The organism is Methylobacterium planeticum (assembly GCF_008806345.1).
Classification (GTDB): Bacteria; Pseudomonadota; Alphaproteobacteria; order Rhizobiales; family Beijerinckiaceae; genus Methylobacterium; species Methylobacterium planeticum.
Genome location: NZ_VZZJ01000005.1, coordinates 49,612 through 66,132, shown reverse-complemented (window position 1 = coordinate 66,132; position 16,521 = coordinate 49,612). Strand labels below are relative to the sequence as shown.

The window sequence follows — 16,521 nt, the reverse complement described above, 5'->3', positions numbered from 1 at the left end:
GTCTCGAATTCCCTGGGAAGGTGGCCCGAGGCCCCTCCCCGCATCCATCGTTCGGCCGACACGCCGCCGGGGCGGCCATGCCTTTGAAACGGCCAGGTCCCTCGACCGGCGAGGCGTCGGCTTGGCCTCGCTTCAGAGCGGCCAAGCCTCGGAGCGGCCAAGCCTCGGAACGGCCAAGCCTCAGTACGGCCAAGCCTCAGTACGGCCAAGCCTCAGAACGGCAAGGTCTTGGGCCGGAAGGTGTTGTACCATACGGCGATCATCATCCGGGTCAGCGTCACGGCGGTGATGACGGTCGTGAGGATGCCGAGGATGAACACCACGGCGAAGCCCTTCACGGGGCCGGAGCCCAGGAAGAACAGGATGATCGCGGCGATCGCCATCGTCGAGTTGGAGTCGATGATGGTGGCGAAGGCCCGGTCGAAGCCGGCCTGGAGCGCCGAGATCAGCGAGCGTCCGGCCCGCTGCTCCTCGCGCATGCGCTCGTAGATCAGCACGTTCGAGTCGACCGCCGTCCCGATGGTGAGCACGATGCCGGCGATGCCCGGCAGCGTCATCGTGGCCTCGAGCACCGACATCAGGCCGAGGATCAGTCCGACATGGACGATGAGGGCGATGTTGGCGATGAAGCCGAACGTGCCGTAGGTCATGAACATGAAGGCGACGACGAGGGCGGCGGCCACGAGCGTCGCGAGCTTGCCGGCCTCGATCGAGTCGCGCCCGAGGCCGGGGCCGACCACGCGCCGCTCGACCACCGTGAACTTCGCCGGCAGCGCGCCGGCGCGCAGCAGCACGGCGAGGTCGTTGGCCTGCTGCACGGTGAAATTCCCCGTGATCTGCCCCGAGCCGCCCGTGATGGCGGTGCGGATCACGGGGGCCGAGACCACCTCGTTGTCGAGCACGATCGCCATGCGGCGCCCCACGTTCTCGGCGGTCGCCTGCCCGAAGCGCTGGGCGCCCTTCAGGTTGAACTTGAAGCTCACCATCGGCTCGTGGGTCTGCTGATCGAAGGCGGGCTGCGCGTCGGTGAGATCGCCGCCATCGGCCATGACGCGACGCTCGACCGGGACCTTTGCGCCCTTCTCGTCCTTCGAGGGCAGCAGGTCGACGTCGCCGGAGGGCGAATCCGCCAGCATGCGGAACTCGAGCTTCGCGGTGGAGCCGAGGAGCTTCTCGAGGCGCTCCGGGTTCTGCTCGCCGGGCACCTGGATCAGGATGCGGTCGGCGCCCTGCTGCTGGATCGATGGCTCGGTGGTGCCCGTCGAGTCGAGGCGGCGGCGGATCACCTCGATGCCCTGGGTGACGGCGCGGCGGGTGCGCTCGTTGACGCCCGCATCGGTGAGGGCGAGGCGGATCAGCCCGTCGGGCTGGTCGGTGATCTCGAGGGTGCGCCCGCCGGTCTGGCCGACCAGGGGATTGGAGATCGGCTGCGCGAGTTCCTGCAGCTTCGGCAGGATCTTGGCGCGGGCGGCCGCGTCCGGGATCCGCACCTGGATGCCGCGCTGGAGGAGCTGGATGCCGCCCTCGGCGCGCACGGTCTCCTGCTGCAGGATGCGGCGGACGTCGTCGCGCAGGGCCTTGGCCTGCGAGGCCACGAGCTCGTTCTGGTCGACCTCCAGCAGGAGCTGCGAGCCGCCCTGCAGGTCGAGGCCGAGCACGATCGCGCGCTGCGGGATGATCCAGCTCGGGAACCAGCCCGGCAGCGCGGCCATGAAGGCCTTGCGGCTCTCGGCCGGGAAGAAGCTCGGCACGGCCAGGCTCAGGCCGATGAGGATGACGGCGAGCGTCGCGATGATCTTGGTTCGAGAGAAGCGCAACATCCGCCGGTCCTGAAATTCTTGAAGCGATGCCGGTGGGTTAGGCCGGCATCTTCGAGCGGTCTATCAAGCCGCCTTGACGGGGCCGCCCTTGACGCGGACCTCGGAGATCATGGTGCGCACGACCTTCACGCGGACGTTCGGGGCGATCTCGACCTCGATCTCCGAGGCGTCGTCCGCCACCTTGACGACGCGGCCGATGAGACCCCCGTTCGTCACGATGGTGTCGTCGCGGCGCACGTTCTTGACCATGCTCTGATGATCCTTGACCCGCTTCTGCTGCGGGCGAAGGATCAGGAAGTACATGATCACGAAGATGAGGACGAACGGAACCACCTGCAAGGCGATGTCCGCTCCGCCAGCAGCAGCGGTGCCGGCCCCTTGCGCGAAGGCGGGGGTGATCAAGTGCGTAACTCCTTAAAACGGGCCGCCGCGACCGGGGCCCTGCCACCGGGGCTTGGGCGGGCCCGGCCGAAAAGCGCGCGGACTATAGCCACGGCCTAAGTGAAAGCAACGCCGCCGGGGTGAGGCGAAAGGCGCTTCCGGGCCGGTTCGGGGGCGAAATGCACCGGGATGCCGGTGATTTCCGGGCGTCTTCGCCCTACAAGCGCGGCTCGTCCCGCCTCGCGCAAGCAGAACATTTCATGAGCCGTTCCACCACTCTCGACACGCTCCTGCCGCTCCTCGAGCGCATCGCCACCGCGCTGGAGCGGGCGGCCCCGCCGGCGCGCGCGCCCGTCGACCTCACCGCCGCCGACGCCTTCCTGTGGGGGCCGGAGCGCCGCCTGATCCCGGTGCCGCGGGTCAACCGGGTCGAGATCGGGCTCCTCACCGGGATCGACCGGGCCCGCGACACGCTCGCCGAGAACACCGAGCGCTTCGCCAAGGGGCTGCCGGCCAACAACGCCCTCCTGTGGGGAGCCCGGGGCATGGGCAAGTCCTCCCTGGTCAAGGCGGTGCAGGCGGAGATCAACGCGCGGCGGCCCGGGGGGGCGCTGCCGATGAAGCTCGTGGAGATCCACCGCGAGGACATCGAGGCCCTGCCCGATCTGATGGCGACGCTCCGGGGCGACGCCCACCGCTGGATCGTGTTCTGCGACGACCTCTCGTTCGATGCCGACGACACCTCCTACAAGTCCCTCAAGACCGCCCTCGACGGCGGCATCGAGGGCCGGCCCGAGAACGTGCTGTTCTACGCCACCTCGAACCGCCGGCACCTGCTGGCCCGCGAGATGGTCGAGAACGAGCGCTCGACGGCGATCAATCCCGGGGAGGCGGTGGAGGAGAAGGTCTCGCTCTCGGACCGGTTCGGCCTCTGGCTCGGCTTCCACAAATGCAGCCAGGACGAGTACCTGGCGATGATCCGCGCCTATGCGGAGCGCTACGGCCTGAGGGCCGAGCCCGAGCGGCTGCGGGCCGAGGCGCTGGAATGGGCGGTGACCCGGGGCTCGCGCTCGGGCCGCACCGCCTTCCAGTTCATCCAGGACCTCGCCGGCCGCCTCGGGCAGCACCTCGCCTGAGCGGCGGCCGCGCCACCCGACGCGCGAAGGGGCGGCCCCGCCGGGGACCGCCCCTTCGCCCGATGGGCGCGCCCATCGGGCGCCGCCCTTCGCCTGATGGGCAGCGCCGCGCTCAGTTGCTGGCGAGCTGCGACATCGGGTCGACCGGCGCGCCGCCCTTGCGGATCTCGAAGTGGAGCTGCGGCGAGGTGACGTTGCCCGAGGCGCCGGACTTGGCGATGGTCTGGCCGCGCTTCACCTTCTCGCCCGGCTTCACGTCGATCTCGCCGTTATGGGCGTAGGCCGAGACGTAGCCGTTCTGGTGGCGCACCAGAACCAGCTTGCCGTAGCCCTTCACGTCGGAGCCCGCATAGGCCACGGTGCCGTCCTCGGCGGCCTTGACCGAGGTGCCCTCGGGCACCGCGATGTTGATGCCCTCGTTGCCGCTCGAACCGTAGCCCGAGATCACCCGGCCCTTGGCGGGCCAGCGGAAGGATTCGGACGGCGCGGCCGGGGCGGCGGCCACCGAGCCGGTGCTGGCGGGCTCGGACTTCTCCGGCGCGGCGGGCTTCACGGCGGCGACCTTCTCGGTCTTCTCGGCCTTGGCGACCTTCTCGGCGCTCTCCTTGGCGGCCTTCGCCTCGGCGAGCTTGCGGGCGGCGTCCTTGGCGGCCTCGGCCTTGGCGAGCTTGGCCTCGGACTCCGCCTTGCGGGCGGCCTCGGCCTTGGCCTTCAGGGCCTCGGCCTTCGGATCGGGCTTCTCGGACTTCACCGCCGCCTTGGTGCCGGCCTTGATCTCGGCCTTGGTCTCGCCCTTGGTCTCGACCTTGGCGGTCTGGCCCGGGCGGACGTGGCGCTTGGCGTCGGCCTCCTTGCGGGCGGCCTCCTCGTGCGCCTTCCTGTCGGCGAGCTTGCGGGCCTCGGCCTCCCTGCGGGTCTCGGCCTCCCTGCGGGTCTCGGCCTCCTTGCGCGCCTCGGCCTCCTTGCGGGCGGCCTCGGCCTGGCGCTTGGCCTCGGCGGCTTTGTCGGCCGGCTTCTCGGCCTTCTCGGTGCCCTTGGGGGCCTTGCTGAACTGCAGCCGCTCCTGCGGCGCGGCCGGCACGGCGCGGGCGCTCATCGGGGCGGCGGCGGGGTTCATGCCGGAGGCGTTGTAGACCGGGATCACGATCTGGCGGCCCGGCGTCACCTGGGCGGCGCTGGTGAGGCCGTTGGCCGACAGGATCGCGGAGGCCGGCACGCCGAAGCGGGTCGACATCTGGTTCAGGCTGTCGCCCTGCGCCACCGTGATGGCGGTGCCGCCCTGCGCGCTCCAGCCGGCGGCGCCGGTCGCGGCGACGCGGGTGGTCTGGGCCGGCGGCTGGACCGGGCGGCTCGCGAGGGTCCGGGTCGGGACCGCGGCGGCGGGGCCTGCGCCCGGCGCGCTCAGGGCCTCGGACTGGATGCGCCCGGTCCGGATCGCCGGGGCCGGGGCGATCTCGCCGTCCGGCAGGCTGCCGGTGGCGGAGGGTTCGCTCGACAGGTTCGAGGCGAAGGGGTTGGTAAAGGGCCCCCCGAGCCGCGAGGCGTCCGAGGAGCAGGCGGCTGCGCCGCCACCGATCACTCCGATGAGGGCGAAGCGCGACAACGTCCGCATCCCCCGACCAGCACCACGAACCCGCATCGACGCACCCGTTTGCCTGACGCAACTTGATGACGTCATTCAAATCGGATTCAGGTTAAGCAACCGTTCCCGTTCACCACGTTTCCCGCCAGGGTGGAACTTTCCGGATGCTCGCCGATGCAGGATCGCAACGGCCGGCGCGACGCGTGCCCTGGCCCGAACCCGGGCCCGAACCTTGGCCCGAACCCTGGCCCGAACCCATCGGGGAGGGGTGGTGCGGCCGGTCGCGCGGGGTCCGGCCCTGACCGGAAGGGGGGCGCCCCGGACGGGCGGCCCCCGCCCTCACGTCACGAGCGCCAGGCCCGGCAGCAGGGGCGCGAGGCGGAACGGGGCCCCGAGGGTCTCGGCGAGGCCGGCTTCGCCGCGCTCGACGCTCACGAGCCGGCTGCCGCCGGGACCCGCGAGGCCGGCGACGAGCCGGCCGCCGGGGGCGAGGGCCTCGATCCAGGCCGGGGCAAGGCACGGCACCGTACCGTTGACGAGGATGCGGTCGAAGGGGCCGCCGTCGAGGGGGGCGAGCCCGTCGGCCTGGACGACCCGCGCGGCGCCCCCCTCCCCCAGACGGGCGCGCGCCGCGGCCCCCAGGGTGGCGTAGCGCTCCAGGCTCAGCACCGAGGCGGCCCCGAGCGCGACCAGCAGGGCGGTGGCGTAGCCGGAGCCGGTGCCGACCTCGAGGACGCGGGCGCCGGGGGCGACCTTCAGGGCGCCCAGCATGGTGGCGACCACGATCGGCGCCGTCATGGTGGCGCCGCAGGCGAGCGGCAGGGCGAGGTCCCGGCGGGCGAGGTCGCGGAAGGCCGCCGGAGCGAAGCCCTCCCGCGGCACCCGCTCCATGGCGCTGAGGACGCTGGTCTCGCGCATCCCCCGCGCGCGCAGGGCCAGCACGAAGGCGGCGTTCTCGACGGCCCCGGAGGGGCCGTCCGGGTCACGGGGGGAAGGGGTCGTCAGCACGGCCTCACGCTCGCACGGATGCGCCCGGCGAGACCAGGAGCGCCCCGGAGCCGCCGGCCGGCCGCCGCGAGGGCCGTCCGGCTTCGTGCAGGCTCCCGGCTTCGTGCAGGTCCCTGGCTTCGTGCAGGTCCCTGGCTTCGTGCAGGTCCCTGGCTTCGTGCAGGTCCCTGGCTTCGTGCAGGTCCCTGGCTCCCCGCGGGGCCCGCACGTCCCGAAGGCGCCGGGCTCCGCGGCGTGCCTTCGCGCCGCGACGGATTCCTCACTCCGCGAAGGCCTGCGCGAAGCGGGTCAGCGTCGGCTCGTCCGTGAGGTCGAGGCGCAGGGGCGTCACCGAGATGCGGTTCTCCGCGATGGCCTTGAGGTCGGTGCCGTGGCCTGGCTCGAACCGGGCCTTGGCGAAGGCGAGCCAGAAATAGGGGTTGCCGCGCCCGTCCTGGCGGGCGTCGATGGCGAGCAGGGCCTGGTTGCGCTGGCCCTGCGCGGCGATCGCGGTGCCGACGACCGCGTCGGGCTCGCAATCGGGGAAGTTCACGTTGACGAGGATGCCGGGCTCGATGCCGGTCTCCAGGATTTTGGCGATGACCTTCGGCCCGTGATGGGCGGCGCAGTGCCACTTGATGCCGCTGCGCCCGCCCGGCCCGTAGGCCTGGCTCAGGGCGATCGACCTCACGTTGAGGATCGTGCCCTCCATCGCCCCCGCGATGGTGCCCGAGTAGGTGACGTCCTCGGCGACGTTCTGGCCGCGGTTGACGCCCGACAGGATCAGGTCCGGCCCGTGATCCTTGAGGATGTGGCGCACCCCCATGATCACGCAATCGGAGGGGGTGCCCTTCACGGCGAAGCGCTTCTCGGAGACCTGCCGCAGGCGCAGCGGGTCGTTGAGGGAGAGCGAGTGCGAGACGCCGGACTGGTCCGTCTCCGGCGCCACCACCCAGACGTCGTCCGAGAGGTGACGGGCGATGGTCTCCAGCGTCTCCAGCCCCGGGGCGTGGATGCCGTCGTCGTTGGTGACGAGAATGCGCATCAGCTCTTCGGTCCTTCCTTGGCGGCGTCCTTGGCGGCGTCCCTGGACCCGGCCGCGTCCCCGCCCGCCGGCGCCTCGATCCGGTCGAGGCCGCCCATGTAGGGCCGCAGCGCGGACGGGATCGTGACGCTGCCGTCCGGGTTCTGGTAGTTCTCCATCACGGCGATCAGCGCCCGGCCGACCGCCACGCCCGAGCCGTTCAGGGTGTGCACGAACTGGACCGCCCTGCCCTCCCGCGGGCGGAAGCGCGCGTTCATGCGCCGCGCCTGGAAGTCGCCGCAGACCGAGCAGGACGAGATCTCCCGGTAGGTCTCCTGGCCGGGCATCCAGACCTCGATGTCGTAGGTTTTGGCGCTCGCGAACCCCATGTCGCCGGTGCAGAGCGTCATCACCCGGAACGGCAGTTCGAGGGCCTTCAGCACCGCCTCCGCGCAGGCGAGCATGCGCTCGTGCTCCTCGGCCGATTTCTCCGGCGCCGTGATCGAGACGAGCTCGACCTTGTTGAACTGGTGCTGGCGCAGCATGCCGCGGGTGTCGCGGCCGGCCGCCCCGGCCTCCGCCCGGAAGCAGGGGGTCAGCGCGGTGAAGCGCAGGGGCAACGCGTCCTCGGCGAGGATCGATTCCCGCACGAGGTTGGTCAGCGGCACCTCCGCCGTGGGGATCAGCCAGTAGCCGTCGCCCGCCGCGAACTGGTCGTCGCGGAACTTCGGCAGTTGCGCCGTGCCGAACATGGCCTCGTCGCGCACCAGGATCGGCGGCGCCACCTCGGTGTAGCCGTGCTCCCCCGTATGCAGGTCGAGCATGAACTGGCCGAGCGCCCGCTCCAGCCGGGCGAGCGGGCCCTTGAGCACCACGAAGCGGGCGCCCGAGAGCCGCGCCGCCGCCTCGAAATCCATCAGGCCCGAGGCCTCGCCGATCTCGAAATGCTGGCGGCCCGTCTCCAGCCAGGGATGGGTCGGCTCGAAGCGGCGGTACTCGACGTTGCCGTGCTCGTCCGCGCCCTCTGGCACCTCCGGGTTCGGGCGGTTCGGGATCGCGGCGAGGCGCGCCTCGAGGCGCTCCCCCGCGGCGCTCTGCTCGGCCTCGAGGCCGGGCGCCTCGGCCTTGAGGCGCGCGACCTCCTCCATCAGGCCCTGGGCCCGCGCCTCGTCCTTGGCCTTCTTGGCGCCGCCGATCTCCCTGGCGAGCGCGTTGCGCCGCTCCTGGTTGGCCTGCGCGGCGGAGACCGCGCCCTTGCGGGCGTCGTCCAGGGCGAGGAGCTCGGCCGAGAGGGGCGCGAGGCCCCGGCGCTGCAGGTCGAAGTCGAATTCGGCCGGGTTGTCGCGGATGGCGCGGATGTCGTGCATGGGACGGCTCGGATGCGGGGCGAGGACGCTTTGCAGCATCGAGGACGGGCGGACAAGGGGCCGGACCAGGGCGGGAGCCTCCCTCGCCCGCTCTCCGAGGTCGCCTCGGGCTCAGGTTCGCCCAACCGGATCCGGACGGTCGCCACGATCGGGCCGGCCGCGTCGGTCGGGAGCCGTCAGGTCCTGGAAATCAGGCGGGCGCGTCGGCGCAGACGCGCCGGAGCAGGCGCGGATCGAGGCCGAGGGCGGTCGAGATGGCGTCGAGGCTCGCGAGGGACGCCGCAACCTGTCCCCGCTCGATCGCGGCGAGTTCCGCCGGAGCGATCCCGGCTTCGGCCGCGAGCTGCGCCTCGGACCGTCCGGCATGCTCCCGGGCCGCCCGCACCGGATGGCGGTGGGTGGCGAGGCCGTCGCTGAACCATGCGGGCAGGATCAGCTCGGTCCCCTCCGCGAGGGCGGCACGGGCCTCCTGTGCCAGCCGGTCGGTCATCCGATCCTCGGCCTCCTCCTCGCCGAGGCGGGCGAGCAGCACGTCGAAATCGCGGCGCGGCAGGACCACGAGTTCCTCGCCCGCTTCCGTTCTCAGGATCTGCAGGTCCACGGATCGCCTCCCACTACCGATAGATCTCGCGCCGATGACCCACCGCCAGGACGGTAAGCGTCGTCGCCGTCGCGCATCCGGACGACCTCCGAGCCGGCCATCCGCTTCACGTCGCCCTTCCCGGTCAGACCGTAGAGATAGAGCTTCCGGGTGAGGCTCTCCTGCACGGCCTCGGGGAGTCTCCAGAAGGTGCGGCCCGAACCCGTCGTGAAGACCAGCGTCTTGTTCATGGCGGCCCGCTGCCCGGCGCGTCGCCCGGACCCGATTCCGCCCGGAGCCCCACGATAGCCACGCCGGCCCGCCGGCGCAAAGCGGCCCTACGGGTCGAGCCCCTCGGCGAGGCGCCGGGCGGCGCGCAGCTTCTCGACCCGGGCGACCGAGAAGATCGAGGCCTCGTAGAGGAGGAGCATCGGCACCGCGAGGGAGAGCTGGGAGATCACGTCGGGGGGCGTCAGGATCGCGGCGGCCACGAAGACCAGCACGATGGCGTAGCGGCGCTTCTCGCGCAGGAAGGCCGCGTCGATGACGCCGATCTGGCCGAGCAGCGTCAGGATCACGGGCAGCTGGAAGGCGATCCCGAAGGCGAAGATCAGGGTCATGATCAGCGAGAGGTACTCGTCGACCTTGGGCAGCAGCGCGATGGTGGGCTCCCCAGCCACCCCGACCTGCTGCAGCGAGACCGAGAACTGGATCAGCAGCGGCATCGCCAGGAAGAACACCACCAGGGCGCCGAGGACGAAGAAGACCGGCGTGGCCACGAGGTAGGGCAGGAAGGCCTTGCGCTCGTTGCGGTAGAGGCCCGGCGCCACGAAGGCGTAGATCTGCGTCGCGATCACCGGGAAGGCCAGGAAGCCCGCCCCGAACACGCTGAGCTTGATGTTGGTGAAGACCTGCTCGAGGAAGTGCGTCGCGATCAGCTTGGCGTTCTCCGCCCCCACCACCGAGACGTAGGGATGGACCAGCACGTTGTAGATCTGGCGCGAGAAGAAGAAGCACCCGAAGAACATCACCACGAAGGCCGCGAGCGACTTGATCAGCCGCGCGCGCAGCTCGATCAGGTGCTCCAGCAGGGGGGCCCGGGAGGCTTCGATCTCGGCCTCGTCCGCCTCGTTGATCATGGTGTCACGGGCCCGGGGCCGGCGGGGCCGGCGCGGTTGCGGGGGAGGCGGCGGGCGCCAGCGGATCGGCGGCCGAGGGGAATGCTGGGCCCGCGCGCGGCACGTCGTAGCTGCCGCCGGCCTGCCCCGTCTCGGCTCGGCCCGTCCCGGCCTGACCCGTCTCGGCCCGGAGCTGGGCGGTGGCGTCGGCGAGCGACTGGGCGTCCGGCGCGGCCGGGCGGGCGGCCTCGCGCGCCTCGACGGCGCCCTTCAGCTCGTCCCGGATGGTCTGGACCGGGTTGAAGCTCGGGGTGCCGCTCACCGTGCGCTTGATGCCGTCGACCTCGCGCCGGACCTCGTCGAGCTCGGCCTCGCGGATCGCCTCGTTGAACTGCATCTGGAACTCGCCGGCCATGCGGCGCAGCTTCCCCGTGATCTGGCCGACGGTGCGCAGCGCCTTCGGCAGATCCTTCGGCCCGATGACGATGAGGGCGACGCCGCCGATCAGCATCACCTCGCCCCAGCTCATGTCCAGCATGTCGTCGACGGTCCTGCGGCCTCGAGCGGCCGGGCGAGCGGGTGTCCCGGCGGCCCGCTGGTCCTGTTACCCGCGGTCCTCGAACCGGCGCGCGCGCCGCGGGCGGAGCGCGGTGCGCGCCGGGGCTCAGACGGCCTTGCGGTCGCCGGCCGGCATGTGGCTCGCCGGGATGGCGGTGCCGGGGCTCGCCTCGCCCGCATGCGGCAGGGTGCGCACCGGCTCGGTGGCGGAGACCGGCGGAGCCTGGGTGGTCTGGGCCGGGGTCTCGTCGTCCGCCATGCCCTTCTTGAACGCCTTGATGCCCTTGGCGACGTCGCCCATCAGGTCGGAGATCTTGCCGCGCCCGAACAGCAGCATCACGATGCCCGCGACGATGACCCAGTGCCAGATACTCATGCTGCCCATGGCAACCTCCTGCGCCGCGGCCTGAAGCGGGCGCGGCGCCGTCCTTCGTGATTGGGTTGGCGCGAACCTAAGGATCGCACCCCGCGAACACAAGGCACGAATGGGCTTTGGCGGCAGTCGTTTGCGGCCCCGGCGTCGCGGGGTCTCAGGCGGCGGCCGAGAGGCCGGCCTCGAACCGGGCGCGGGCCTCGCCGACGTCGAAGGCCGCGTCGGAGCCCCCCGGCGCCGGCCCGAGCCGGGCGAGCGCGGCCTCGGCGCGGCGCAGGGCCGCCCCGGCGAGCTCGGGCGTGCCCTCGGCCACGGCGCGCATCTCCGGCGCCTCGCCGTTGCAGTGGAGCGCCACGTCGACGCCCGCCGCGAAGGCCGCCTCGGCCCGGGCCCGGAACGGCCCGGTCAGCGCGTGCATCGAGAGGTCGTCCGTCATCAGCAGCCCGTCGAAGCCGATCGCCCCGCGGATGATCTCGCGGATCACGGTGCGCGACTGGGTCGCCGGGCGCTCGGGGTCGATCCCGGTGAAGACCACGTGGGCGCTCATCGCCATCGGCAGGTCGGCGAGCGCCGCGAAGGGGCGGAAATCCTGGGCGGCCAGCGTCTCGCGGGAAGCCTCGACCACGGGCAGGCCGTGGTGGCTGTCGACCGCGGCGCGGCCGTGGCCGGGGATGTGCTTCATCACCGGCAGGACGCCCCCCGCCATCAGGCCCTCGGCCACGGCCCGGCCGATCTCCGCCACCGCCTCGGGGCGGGTGCCGTAGGCGCGGTCGCCGATGATGTCGTGGGAGCCCGCCACCGGCACGTCGAGGACGGGGGCGCAATCGACGTTGATGCCGACGCCCGCGAGGTCGTGCGCCATCAGCCGCGCCCCAAGCCACGCCATCGCGGCCCCCGAGCCGTTGAGGCGCCCGAGCCGCCCGCCCGCCGGATAGGCCGGCCAGTGCGGCGGGCCCATGCGCTGCACCCGGCCGCCCTCCTGGTCGATCAGGATCGGCGCGTCGCCGCGGCCGACGGCGTCGCGCAGCGCCCCGGTCAGGGCCCGCACCTCGTCCGGCGTGCCGATGTTGCGCTTGAACAGGATGAAGCCCCAGGGCCGCACGTCGCGGAAGAAGGCCGCCTCCTCCGCGGAGAGGGTCCGGCCGGCGCAACCGAGGATCAGGGCACGGGAGGTCATCGGGGGGCTCGCGCGGGCAAGGTGGGGATCGGTCTGGCGGCGGAACGGGGAATCAACGCGGAACGGGACGATCGGACGCGGGCAGGATCGGATCGCCTCTGGGGTGCCGGCAAGGCGAAACCGGGGCGTGCCGCCGGGTCGGCCCCCGGGCCGCCGTCCGGTGTTGCATCCGGGTTTCAGCCGGGGGACCGCCGCGAGCCCGCGGCGTCCTTGGGCGAGCCCGCGGCGTCCTTGGGCGAGCCCGCGGCGTCCTTGGGCGAGGACGCCCCGTTCCCGTCCGGCCCGGACCTTCGGCTCCGCGCGTGGCGGCTCAGTTCTTGGCCACGAAGCACTGGCCGCCGGCGCCCTGGAGCTGGCTGCACAGGCTCGTCGCCTCGGTCTTGCCGAGGGGCCCGACGCGGACGCGGAAGATGGTCTTGCCGTTGACCTCGGCCTGCCGGATCAGCTCCGGCTGCCCGGCGAGCTGGGGATGCTTGGCCTGCATCTGCTTGAACGCGAGCTGCGCCTCGCGCTCGCTGGTGCGCACGCCGAGCTGGACCGAGAACCCGCCGACCGCGGCGCTGCTCGCCGAGGTGGCGGCGGTGGTCGCGGGCGGCTCGACCGGCAGGACGGCGTCAGGCGCCACCGAGGCGACCCGCTGGGGCGCCTTCGGCCGGGTCGGGGCCGGCGCGGCGATCACCGGCGTGGCCTCGGCGGGCGCCGCCGCGGTCGGGGTCGCCACCGGGGCCGGCAGGGCCGCGGCCTGCCGCACGGGGCGGGCGCGGGGGGCCGGCGCGGGCTCGTCGCCCGGCAAGGTCATGGTCGGGATCGGCGAGGGCGTCGCGGTCTCGGCCGCCTGGGCCTCGCGCTGCGGCGCCGGGGCCGGCGTGTCGGGCTTCACCGAGACGGTGCGCACCCGGCGCGGCTCGCCGAAGGCGTCGGAGAGGCCGCCCTGCGGGGTGGCGCCGCCCGGCGTGACGCCGGCCTCGGAGCCCCGGTTCGAGGAGCCCTGCGCCATGCGGGCGGCCTGGGCCACGTCGAGGGGCTGCTCCTCGCGGTTGACGATGCGGATCTGGCCGTCCTTCGCCTTCGGCTCGTAGATCTGCTTGTTCTGGTCGGGGATCTCGACGCCGTCGGCGGTCTTGGGCGCGATCTTGAGGGGGGAGGTGTCGGCCTGGATCACCGGCACGCCGCCGCCCGAATGGCCCGAATGCAGGCTGCGCCAGGTGAGCGCGCCCGTGATCGACACGGCCACCACCGCGAGGCCGGCGCCGACGGAGACGAGGCGCTTGCGCTGGCCCGTCCGCTTCAGGCCGCGGCCCTGGAACGCCTCGGGGGCCTGCGCGGCCTCGCCCTCGGCATAGGCCGGCTCGTTCGGGTACTCGCGCTCAACGGAGGCGAGGTACTGGTCGAAGGCATCGGCCGGGTTCGCCCCGTAGCCGCCCTGGGAGGGGCCCGCGCCGGAGGCGGCGGGCTGGGCCTGATTCGCGCCGGGTTCGCCCTGGGCCGTCGGCGCGCCGTAGGCGCCGTCGGCGTGATTCGCCGTTCCGGCGGGTTCGGAGCCGAAGCTCGGCTCGATCCGGCGCTGCTCGGCGCGGGCGCCGTCTCCGCCGCGTCGGCCGTCGCGGGCCTCGAGCAGGGCCCGGAAGGGGTCGTCCTGTCCGACGATGCGGGCGAGCTCGGCGAGGGGGTCGGCCTTCTGGCCCCCGGCCGGAGCCGGGGCCTGCGGCACCGGCCGCGGACCGGCAGCCGGCTGCGGGTGAGGCTGCTGAAGCTCGCGGGCGAAGGCTTCGAAATCGACTGTCGCGCGCGACGCGTTCGTCATGGCAGCATCCTCATATCACGCCGAATCACCTCACCGCATTTCGGCCGGCGCGGTGACACCCAGGATCGCGAGGCCGGAGGCGAGAGTGCCCCTGAGAGCCTCGACGAGGGCCAGCCGCGCCCGTGTGGACTTTCGGTCGGTTGGATTAACAAACCGTAATTGCGGCAAGTCTTTGCCCTTATTCCAGAAACTATGCAGGGAACTGGCGACTTCGTAGAGGTGGAAAGCGATGCGGTGTGGCTCGTGCGCCGCGGCCGCCGATTCCAGCACCCGCGGCACCTGCGCGATCAGCCGCATCATCTCCGCCTCCCCCGGATCGGTCAGCAGCGCGAGGTCGGCATCGGCCGCGAGACGTCCCGCCGAGAAATCCTCGTCCGGCATCGCCTCACGCGCCTGCCGGAACACCGAGTGGCAGCGGGCATGCGCGTACTGCACGTAGAAGACGGGGTTGTCCTTGGATTGCTCCACGACCTTGGCGAGGTCGAAGTCCAGGGTGGCGTCGTTCTTGCGGAACAGCATCATGAACCGGATCGCGTCGCGCCCGACCTCGTCGATGACTTCCCGCAGGGTGATGAACTCGCCCGCCCGCTTCGACATCTTCACGGGCTCGCCCCCGCGCAGCAGGCGCACCAACTGGCAGAGCTTGACGTCGAGGGTGGCCTCCCCCGCCGTCACGGCCTTCACGGCCGCCTGCATGCGCTTGACGTAGCCGCCGTGGTCGGCGCCGAGCACGTCGATCATGTCGGTGGCGCCGCGCAGGAACTTGTCCCGGTGATAGGCGATGTCGGAGGCGAAGTAGGTGTAGGAGCCGTCCGACTTCAGGAGCGGCCGGTCGGTGTCGTCGCCGAACTCCCGGGTGCGGAACAGGGTCTGCTCCCGGTCCTCCCAATCCTCCGGCACCTGTCCCTTCGGGGGCGGAAGCCGGCCCTCGTAGACGAGGCCCCGCGCGCGCAGGTCCGCGAGCAGCGCCGAGACCGAGCCCGGGCCCTCCCCGTGCAGGGTGCGCTCGGAGAAGAAGACGTCGTGGTGGATGCCGAGCGCCGCCAGATCCTCCCGGATCAGGTCCAGCATCATGGCGATGGCGGTCTCGCGGACCCGGGGCAGCCAGGCGGCCTCGGGCGCGTCGAGGAGGGCGCGCCCGTGCGTGCGCGCCAGCGCCTCGCCCACGGGCTTCAGGTAATCGCCCGGATAGAGTCCCTCCGGCACCGGCCCGACGGGCTCGCCCAGGGCCTCGCGGTAGCGCCGGTGGGCCGAGCGGGCGAGGACGTCGACCTGCGCGCCGGCGTCGTTGATATAGTACTCGCGCGTGACGTCGCGGCCGGCCGCCACCAGGAGGTTCGCCAGGGCGTCGCCGAACACGGCGCCGCGGCCGTGGCCCACATGCATCGGCCCGGTCGGGTTGGCCGAGACGTACTCGATGTTGACCCGGCCTCCCGGCATCCGGGCGCGCCCGTAGGCGGCGGGGTCGGCCAGCGCCGCCCGCACCACCGCGTGGAAGGTCGCGGGGTCGAGGCGCAGGTTGATGAAGCCCGGCCCGGCGACGCTCGCCTCGGTGACCCGGGGATCGGTGCGCAGCTCCGCCGCCAGCGCCTCGCCGAGCGCCTTCGGGTTCGCCTTCGCCTCCTTGGCCAGGACCAGGGCGGCGTTGGTGGCGAGGTCGCCGTGGGCGGGATCGCGCGGCGGCTCGACCACGACGCGGGACAGGTCGAGCCCGGCCGGCAGGGTCCCTGAGCGGACGAGGCTCTCCAGGGCTTCGCGGACGCGGGCCTCGAAGATGGCGAAGATGTTCATGGGGCGGACCGGCTATCGGGGGCTCAGCGACCCTCCGGACGATCCGCGCGGTGCGGCCGTTCCGGAAGCCGGCCGTGGGCGGCCGGGCTGTTCAAGGGCGGCGGCATAGCAAGTGCGGCTCCAAGTGTCACCGCAGGTCCGTCACCGCAGGTCCGTCACAGCAGGCCCGTCACCGCAGGCCCGTCACCGCAGCTCTGGCGGGCCGGGCCCGCCGCGCGGGCCGGCTCGTCCCGCCGCGGCGCCGGCCGCCGCCGTCGACGTGCCGCAAGACAGGCGAGCGATGCGGCAAGCAACCCGGGAAGCGATCCGGCACGCGGTCCGAGGACATCAGGTCGTCGCGCCCGGCACCAGTCCGGCCAGGGCCCGCCGGAGCGGCGCGGGCAACGCGACGGGGCGGCGGCTCTCCCGGTCGACGTAGACATGAACGAAGTGGCCCTGCGCCGCCGCCCTGTCGTCGTCCTCGCGGAACAGCCCGATCTCGTAGCGCACGCTGGAGCGGCCGAGATGGGCGACCCGCACCCCCGCGGTGACCCGGTCCGGGAAGGCGATCGGCGCGAAGTAGCGGCAGCCCGTCTCGACCACGAGGCCGATGACGGGGCTCGCCGCGATGTCGAGGACGCCCGACGCGATCAGGCAGCCGTTCACGGTGGTGTCGAAGAAGGCGTAGTAGACGACGTTGTTGACGTGGCCGTAGACGTCGTTGTCGCCCCAGCGGGTGCCGAGGGCGACGTGGCGCGGATAGGCCGAGCGCGGCTCTGGGCCTGAGCGCGGCTCTGGGCTTGAGCGCGGCTCGGGGCCGGGCGGGGCGGGCTCGCGCGTCATC

General features: G+C 72.7%; 15 protein-coding genes and 1 pseudogene. 1 reads left to right on the top strand and 15 read right to left on the bottom strand.

The genetic code is table 11. The features are described from left to right. Positions 1 to 212: 212 nt before the first annotated feature. On the bottom strand, positions 213 to 1,820 hold the full coding sequence (gene secD, locus F6X51_RS07670; protein WP_150962652.1) for a protein translocase subunit SecD: 1,608 nt from the start codon (positions 1,818 to 1,820) through the stop codon (positions 213 to 215). Positions 1,821 to 1,883: 63 nt separating this feature from the next. Further along, positions 1,884 to 2,222 carry a preprotein translocase subunit YajC gene (yajC, locus tag F6X51_RS07665; protein WP_150962651.1) on the bottom strand — a complete coding sequence of 113 codons (339 nt, stop codon included), beginning with the start codon at positions 2,220 to 2,222 and terminating at the stop codon, positions 1,884 to 1,886. A 239-nt stretch (positions 2,223 to 2,461) separates the two neighbouring features. On the opposite strand from yajC, the gene F6X51_RS07660 reads away from it, so the two are divergent. Continuing rightward, the gene (locus F6X51_RS07660; RefSeq protein WP_150962650.1) at positions 2,462 to 3,337 is read left to right on the top strand and encodes an ATP-binding protein; all 876 of its coding nucleotides are present in this window, start codon (positions 2,462 to 2,464) and stop codon (positions 3,335 to 3,337) included. Positions 3,338 to 3,449: 112 nt separating this feature from the next. Here the strand turns inward: F6X51_RS07660 and F6X51_RS07655 are convergent, their stop codons facing one another. The 13 genes and pseudogenes from F6X51_RS07655 to F6X51_RS07595 all read right to left on the bottom strand — a co-directional run bounded on the left by F6X51_RS07655 (position 3,450) and on the right by F6X51_RS07595 (position 16,520). Beyond that, a complete protein-coding gene (locus F6X51_RS07655) occupies positions 3,450 to 4,976 on the bottom strand; it encodes a peptidoglycan DD-metalloendopeptidase family protein (RefSeq protein ID WP_150962649.1) in 1,527 nt (508 codons plus the stop codon). 282 nt (positions 4,977 to 5,258) lie between these two features. Beyond that, on the bottom strand, positions 5,259 to 5,927 hold the full coding sequence (locus F6X51_RS07650; protein WP_281407632.1) for a protein-L-isoaspartate O-methyltransferase family protein: 669 nt from the start codon (positions 5,925 to 5,927) through the stop codon (positions 5,259 to 5,261). A gap of 259 nt (positions 5,928 to 6,186) precedes the next feature. Next, positions 6,187 to 6,951 (bottom strand): 5'/3'-nucleotidase SurE, encoded by a 765-nt coding sequence (gene surE / locus F6X51_RS07645; RefSeq protein WP_150962648.1) that lies wholly within the window; start codon positions 6,949 to 6,951, stop codon positions 6,187 to 6,189. A gap of 68 nt (positions 6,952 to 7,019) precedes the next feature. Next, positions 7,020 to 8,297: pseudogene (gene serS, locus F6X51_RS07640) on the bottom strand (serine--tRNA ligase); the annotation flags it as partial. Positions 8,298 to 8,487: 190 nt separating this feature from the next. After that, the gene (locus F6X51_RS07635; protein WP_150962646.1) at positions 8,488 to 8,898 is read right to left on the bottom strand and encodes a helix-turn-helix domain-containing protein; all 411 of its coding nucleotides are present in this window, start codon (positions 8,896 to 8,898) and stop codon (positions 8,488 to 8,490) included. After that, positions 8,880 to 9,128 (bottom strand): hypothetical protein, encoded by a 249-nt coding sequence (locus F6X51_RS07630; RefSeq protein WP_150962645.1) that lies wholly within the window; start codon positions 9,126 to 9,128, stop codon positions 8,880 to 8,882. Before F6X51_RS07630 ends, F6X51_RS07635 begins: the two co-directional genes overlap by 19 nt. Positions 9,129 to 9,215: 87 nt before the next feature. Continuing rightward, a complete protein-coding gene (gene tatC / locus F6X51_RS07625) occupies positions 9,216 to 10,016 on the bottom strand; it encodes a twin-arginine translocase subunit TatC (protein ID WP_150962644.1) in 801 nt (266 codons plus the stop codon). Between the two features lie 4 nt (positions 10,017 to 10,020). Next, the gene (gene tatB, locus F6X51_RS07620; protein ID WP_150962643.1) at positions 10,021 to 10,533 is read right to left on the bottom strand and encodes a Sec-independent protein translocase protein TatB; all 513 of its coding nucleotides are present in this window, start codon (positions 10,531 to 10,533) and stop codon (positions 10,021 to 10,023) included. A gap of 126 nt (positions 10,534 to 10,659) precedes the next feature. After that, complete coding sequence (locus tag F6X51_RS07615; RefSeq protein WP_150962642.1) at positions 10,660 to 10,938, bottom strand: twin-arginine translocase TatA/TatE family subunit; 279 nt, start codon at positions 10,936 to 10,938, stop codon at positions 10,660 to 10,662. 145 nt (positions 10,939 to 11,083) lie between these two features. Further along, positions 11,084 to 12,103, bottom strand: a complete 1,020-nt coding sequence (gene nagZ, locus F6X51_RS07610; RefSeq protein WP_150962641.1) for a beta-N-acetylhexosaminidase — start codon at positions 12,101 to 12,103, stop codon at positions 11,084 to 11,086. A 310-nt stretch (positions 12,104 to 12,413) separates the two neighbouring features. Continuing rightward, the gene (locus F6X51_RS07605) at positions 12,414 to 13,907 is read right to left on the bottom strand and encodes an SPOR domain-containing protein (RefSeq protein ID WP_150962640.1); all 1,494 of its coding nucleotides are present in this window, start codon (positions 13,905 to 13,907) and stop codon (positions 12,414 to 12,416) included. Positions 13,908 to 13,937: 30 nt separating this feature from the next. After that, a complete protein-coding gene (gene argS, locus F6X51_RS07600; RefSeq protein WP_150962639.1) occupies positions 13,938 to 15,698 on the bottom strand; it encodes an arginine--tRNA ligase in 1,761 nt (586 codons plus the stop codon). A 327-nt stretch (positions 15,699 to 16,025) separates the two neighbouring features. Beyond that, positions 16,026 to 16,520, bottom strand: a complete 495-nt coding sequence (locus tag F6X51_RS07595) for an acyl-CoA thioesterase (RefSeq protein WP_150962638.1) — start codon at positions 16,518 to 16,520, stop codon at positions 16,026 to 16,028. Position 16,521: the final 1 nt, after the last annotated feature.

Coding starts and splice junctions, on each gene's coding strand:
- F6X51_RS07615 (WP_150962642.1), bottom strand. CDS start 10,938: ATGGGCAGCATGAGTATCTGGCACTGGGTCATCGTCGCGGGCATCGTG.
- F6X51_RS07605 (WP_150962640.1), bottom strand. CDS start 13,907: ATGACGAACGCGTCGCGCGCGACAGTCGATTTCGAAGCCTTCGCCCGC.
- F6X51_RS07630 (WP_150962645.1), bottom strand. CDS start 9,128: ATGAACAAGACGCTGGTCTTCACGACGGGTTCGGGCCGCACCTTCTGG.
- F6X51_RS07595 (WP_150962638.1), bottom strand. CDS start 16,520: ATGACGCGCGAGCCCGCCCCGCCCGGCCCCGAGCCGCGCTCAAGCCCA.
- tatC (WP_150962644.1), bottom strand. CDS start 10,016: ATGATCAACGAGGCGGACGAGGCCGAGATCGAAGCCTCCCGGGCCCCC.
- nagZ (WP_150962641.1), bottom strand. CDS start 12,103: ATGACCTCCCGTGCCCTGATCCTCGGTTGCGCCGGCCGGACCCTCTCC.
- F6X51_RS07660 (WP_150962650.1), top strand. CDS start 2,462: ATGAGCCGTTCCACCACTCTCGACACGCTCCTGCCGCTCCTCGAGCGC.
- argS (WP_150962639.1), bottom strand. CDS start 15,698: ATGAACATCTTCGCCATCTTCGAGGCCCGCGTCCGCGAAGCCCTGGAG.
- secD (WP_150962652.1), bottom strand. CDS start 1,820: ATGTTGCGCTTCTCTCGAACCAAGATCATCGCGACGCTCGCCGTCATC.
- surE (WP_150962648.1), bottom strand. CDS start 6,951: ATGCGCATTCTCGTCACCAACGACGACGGCATCCACGCCCCGGGGCTG.
- F6X51_RS07655 (WP_150962649.1), bottom strand. CDS start 4,976: ATGCGGGTTCGTGGTGCTGGTCGGGGGATGCGGACGTTGTCGCGCTTC.
- tatB (WP_150962643.1), bottom strand. CDS start 10,533: ATGCTGGACATGAGCTGGGGCGAGGTGATGCTGATCGGCGGCGTCGCC.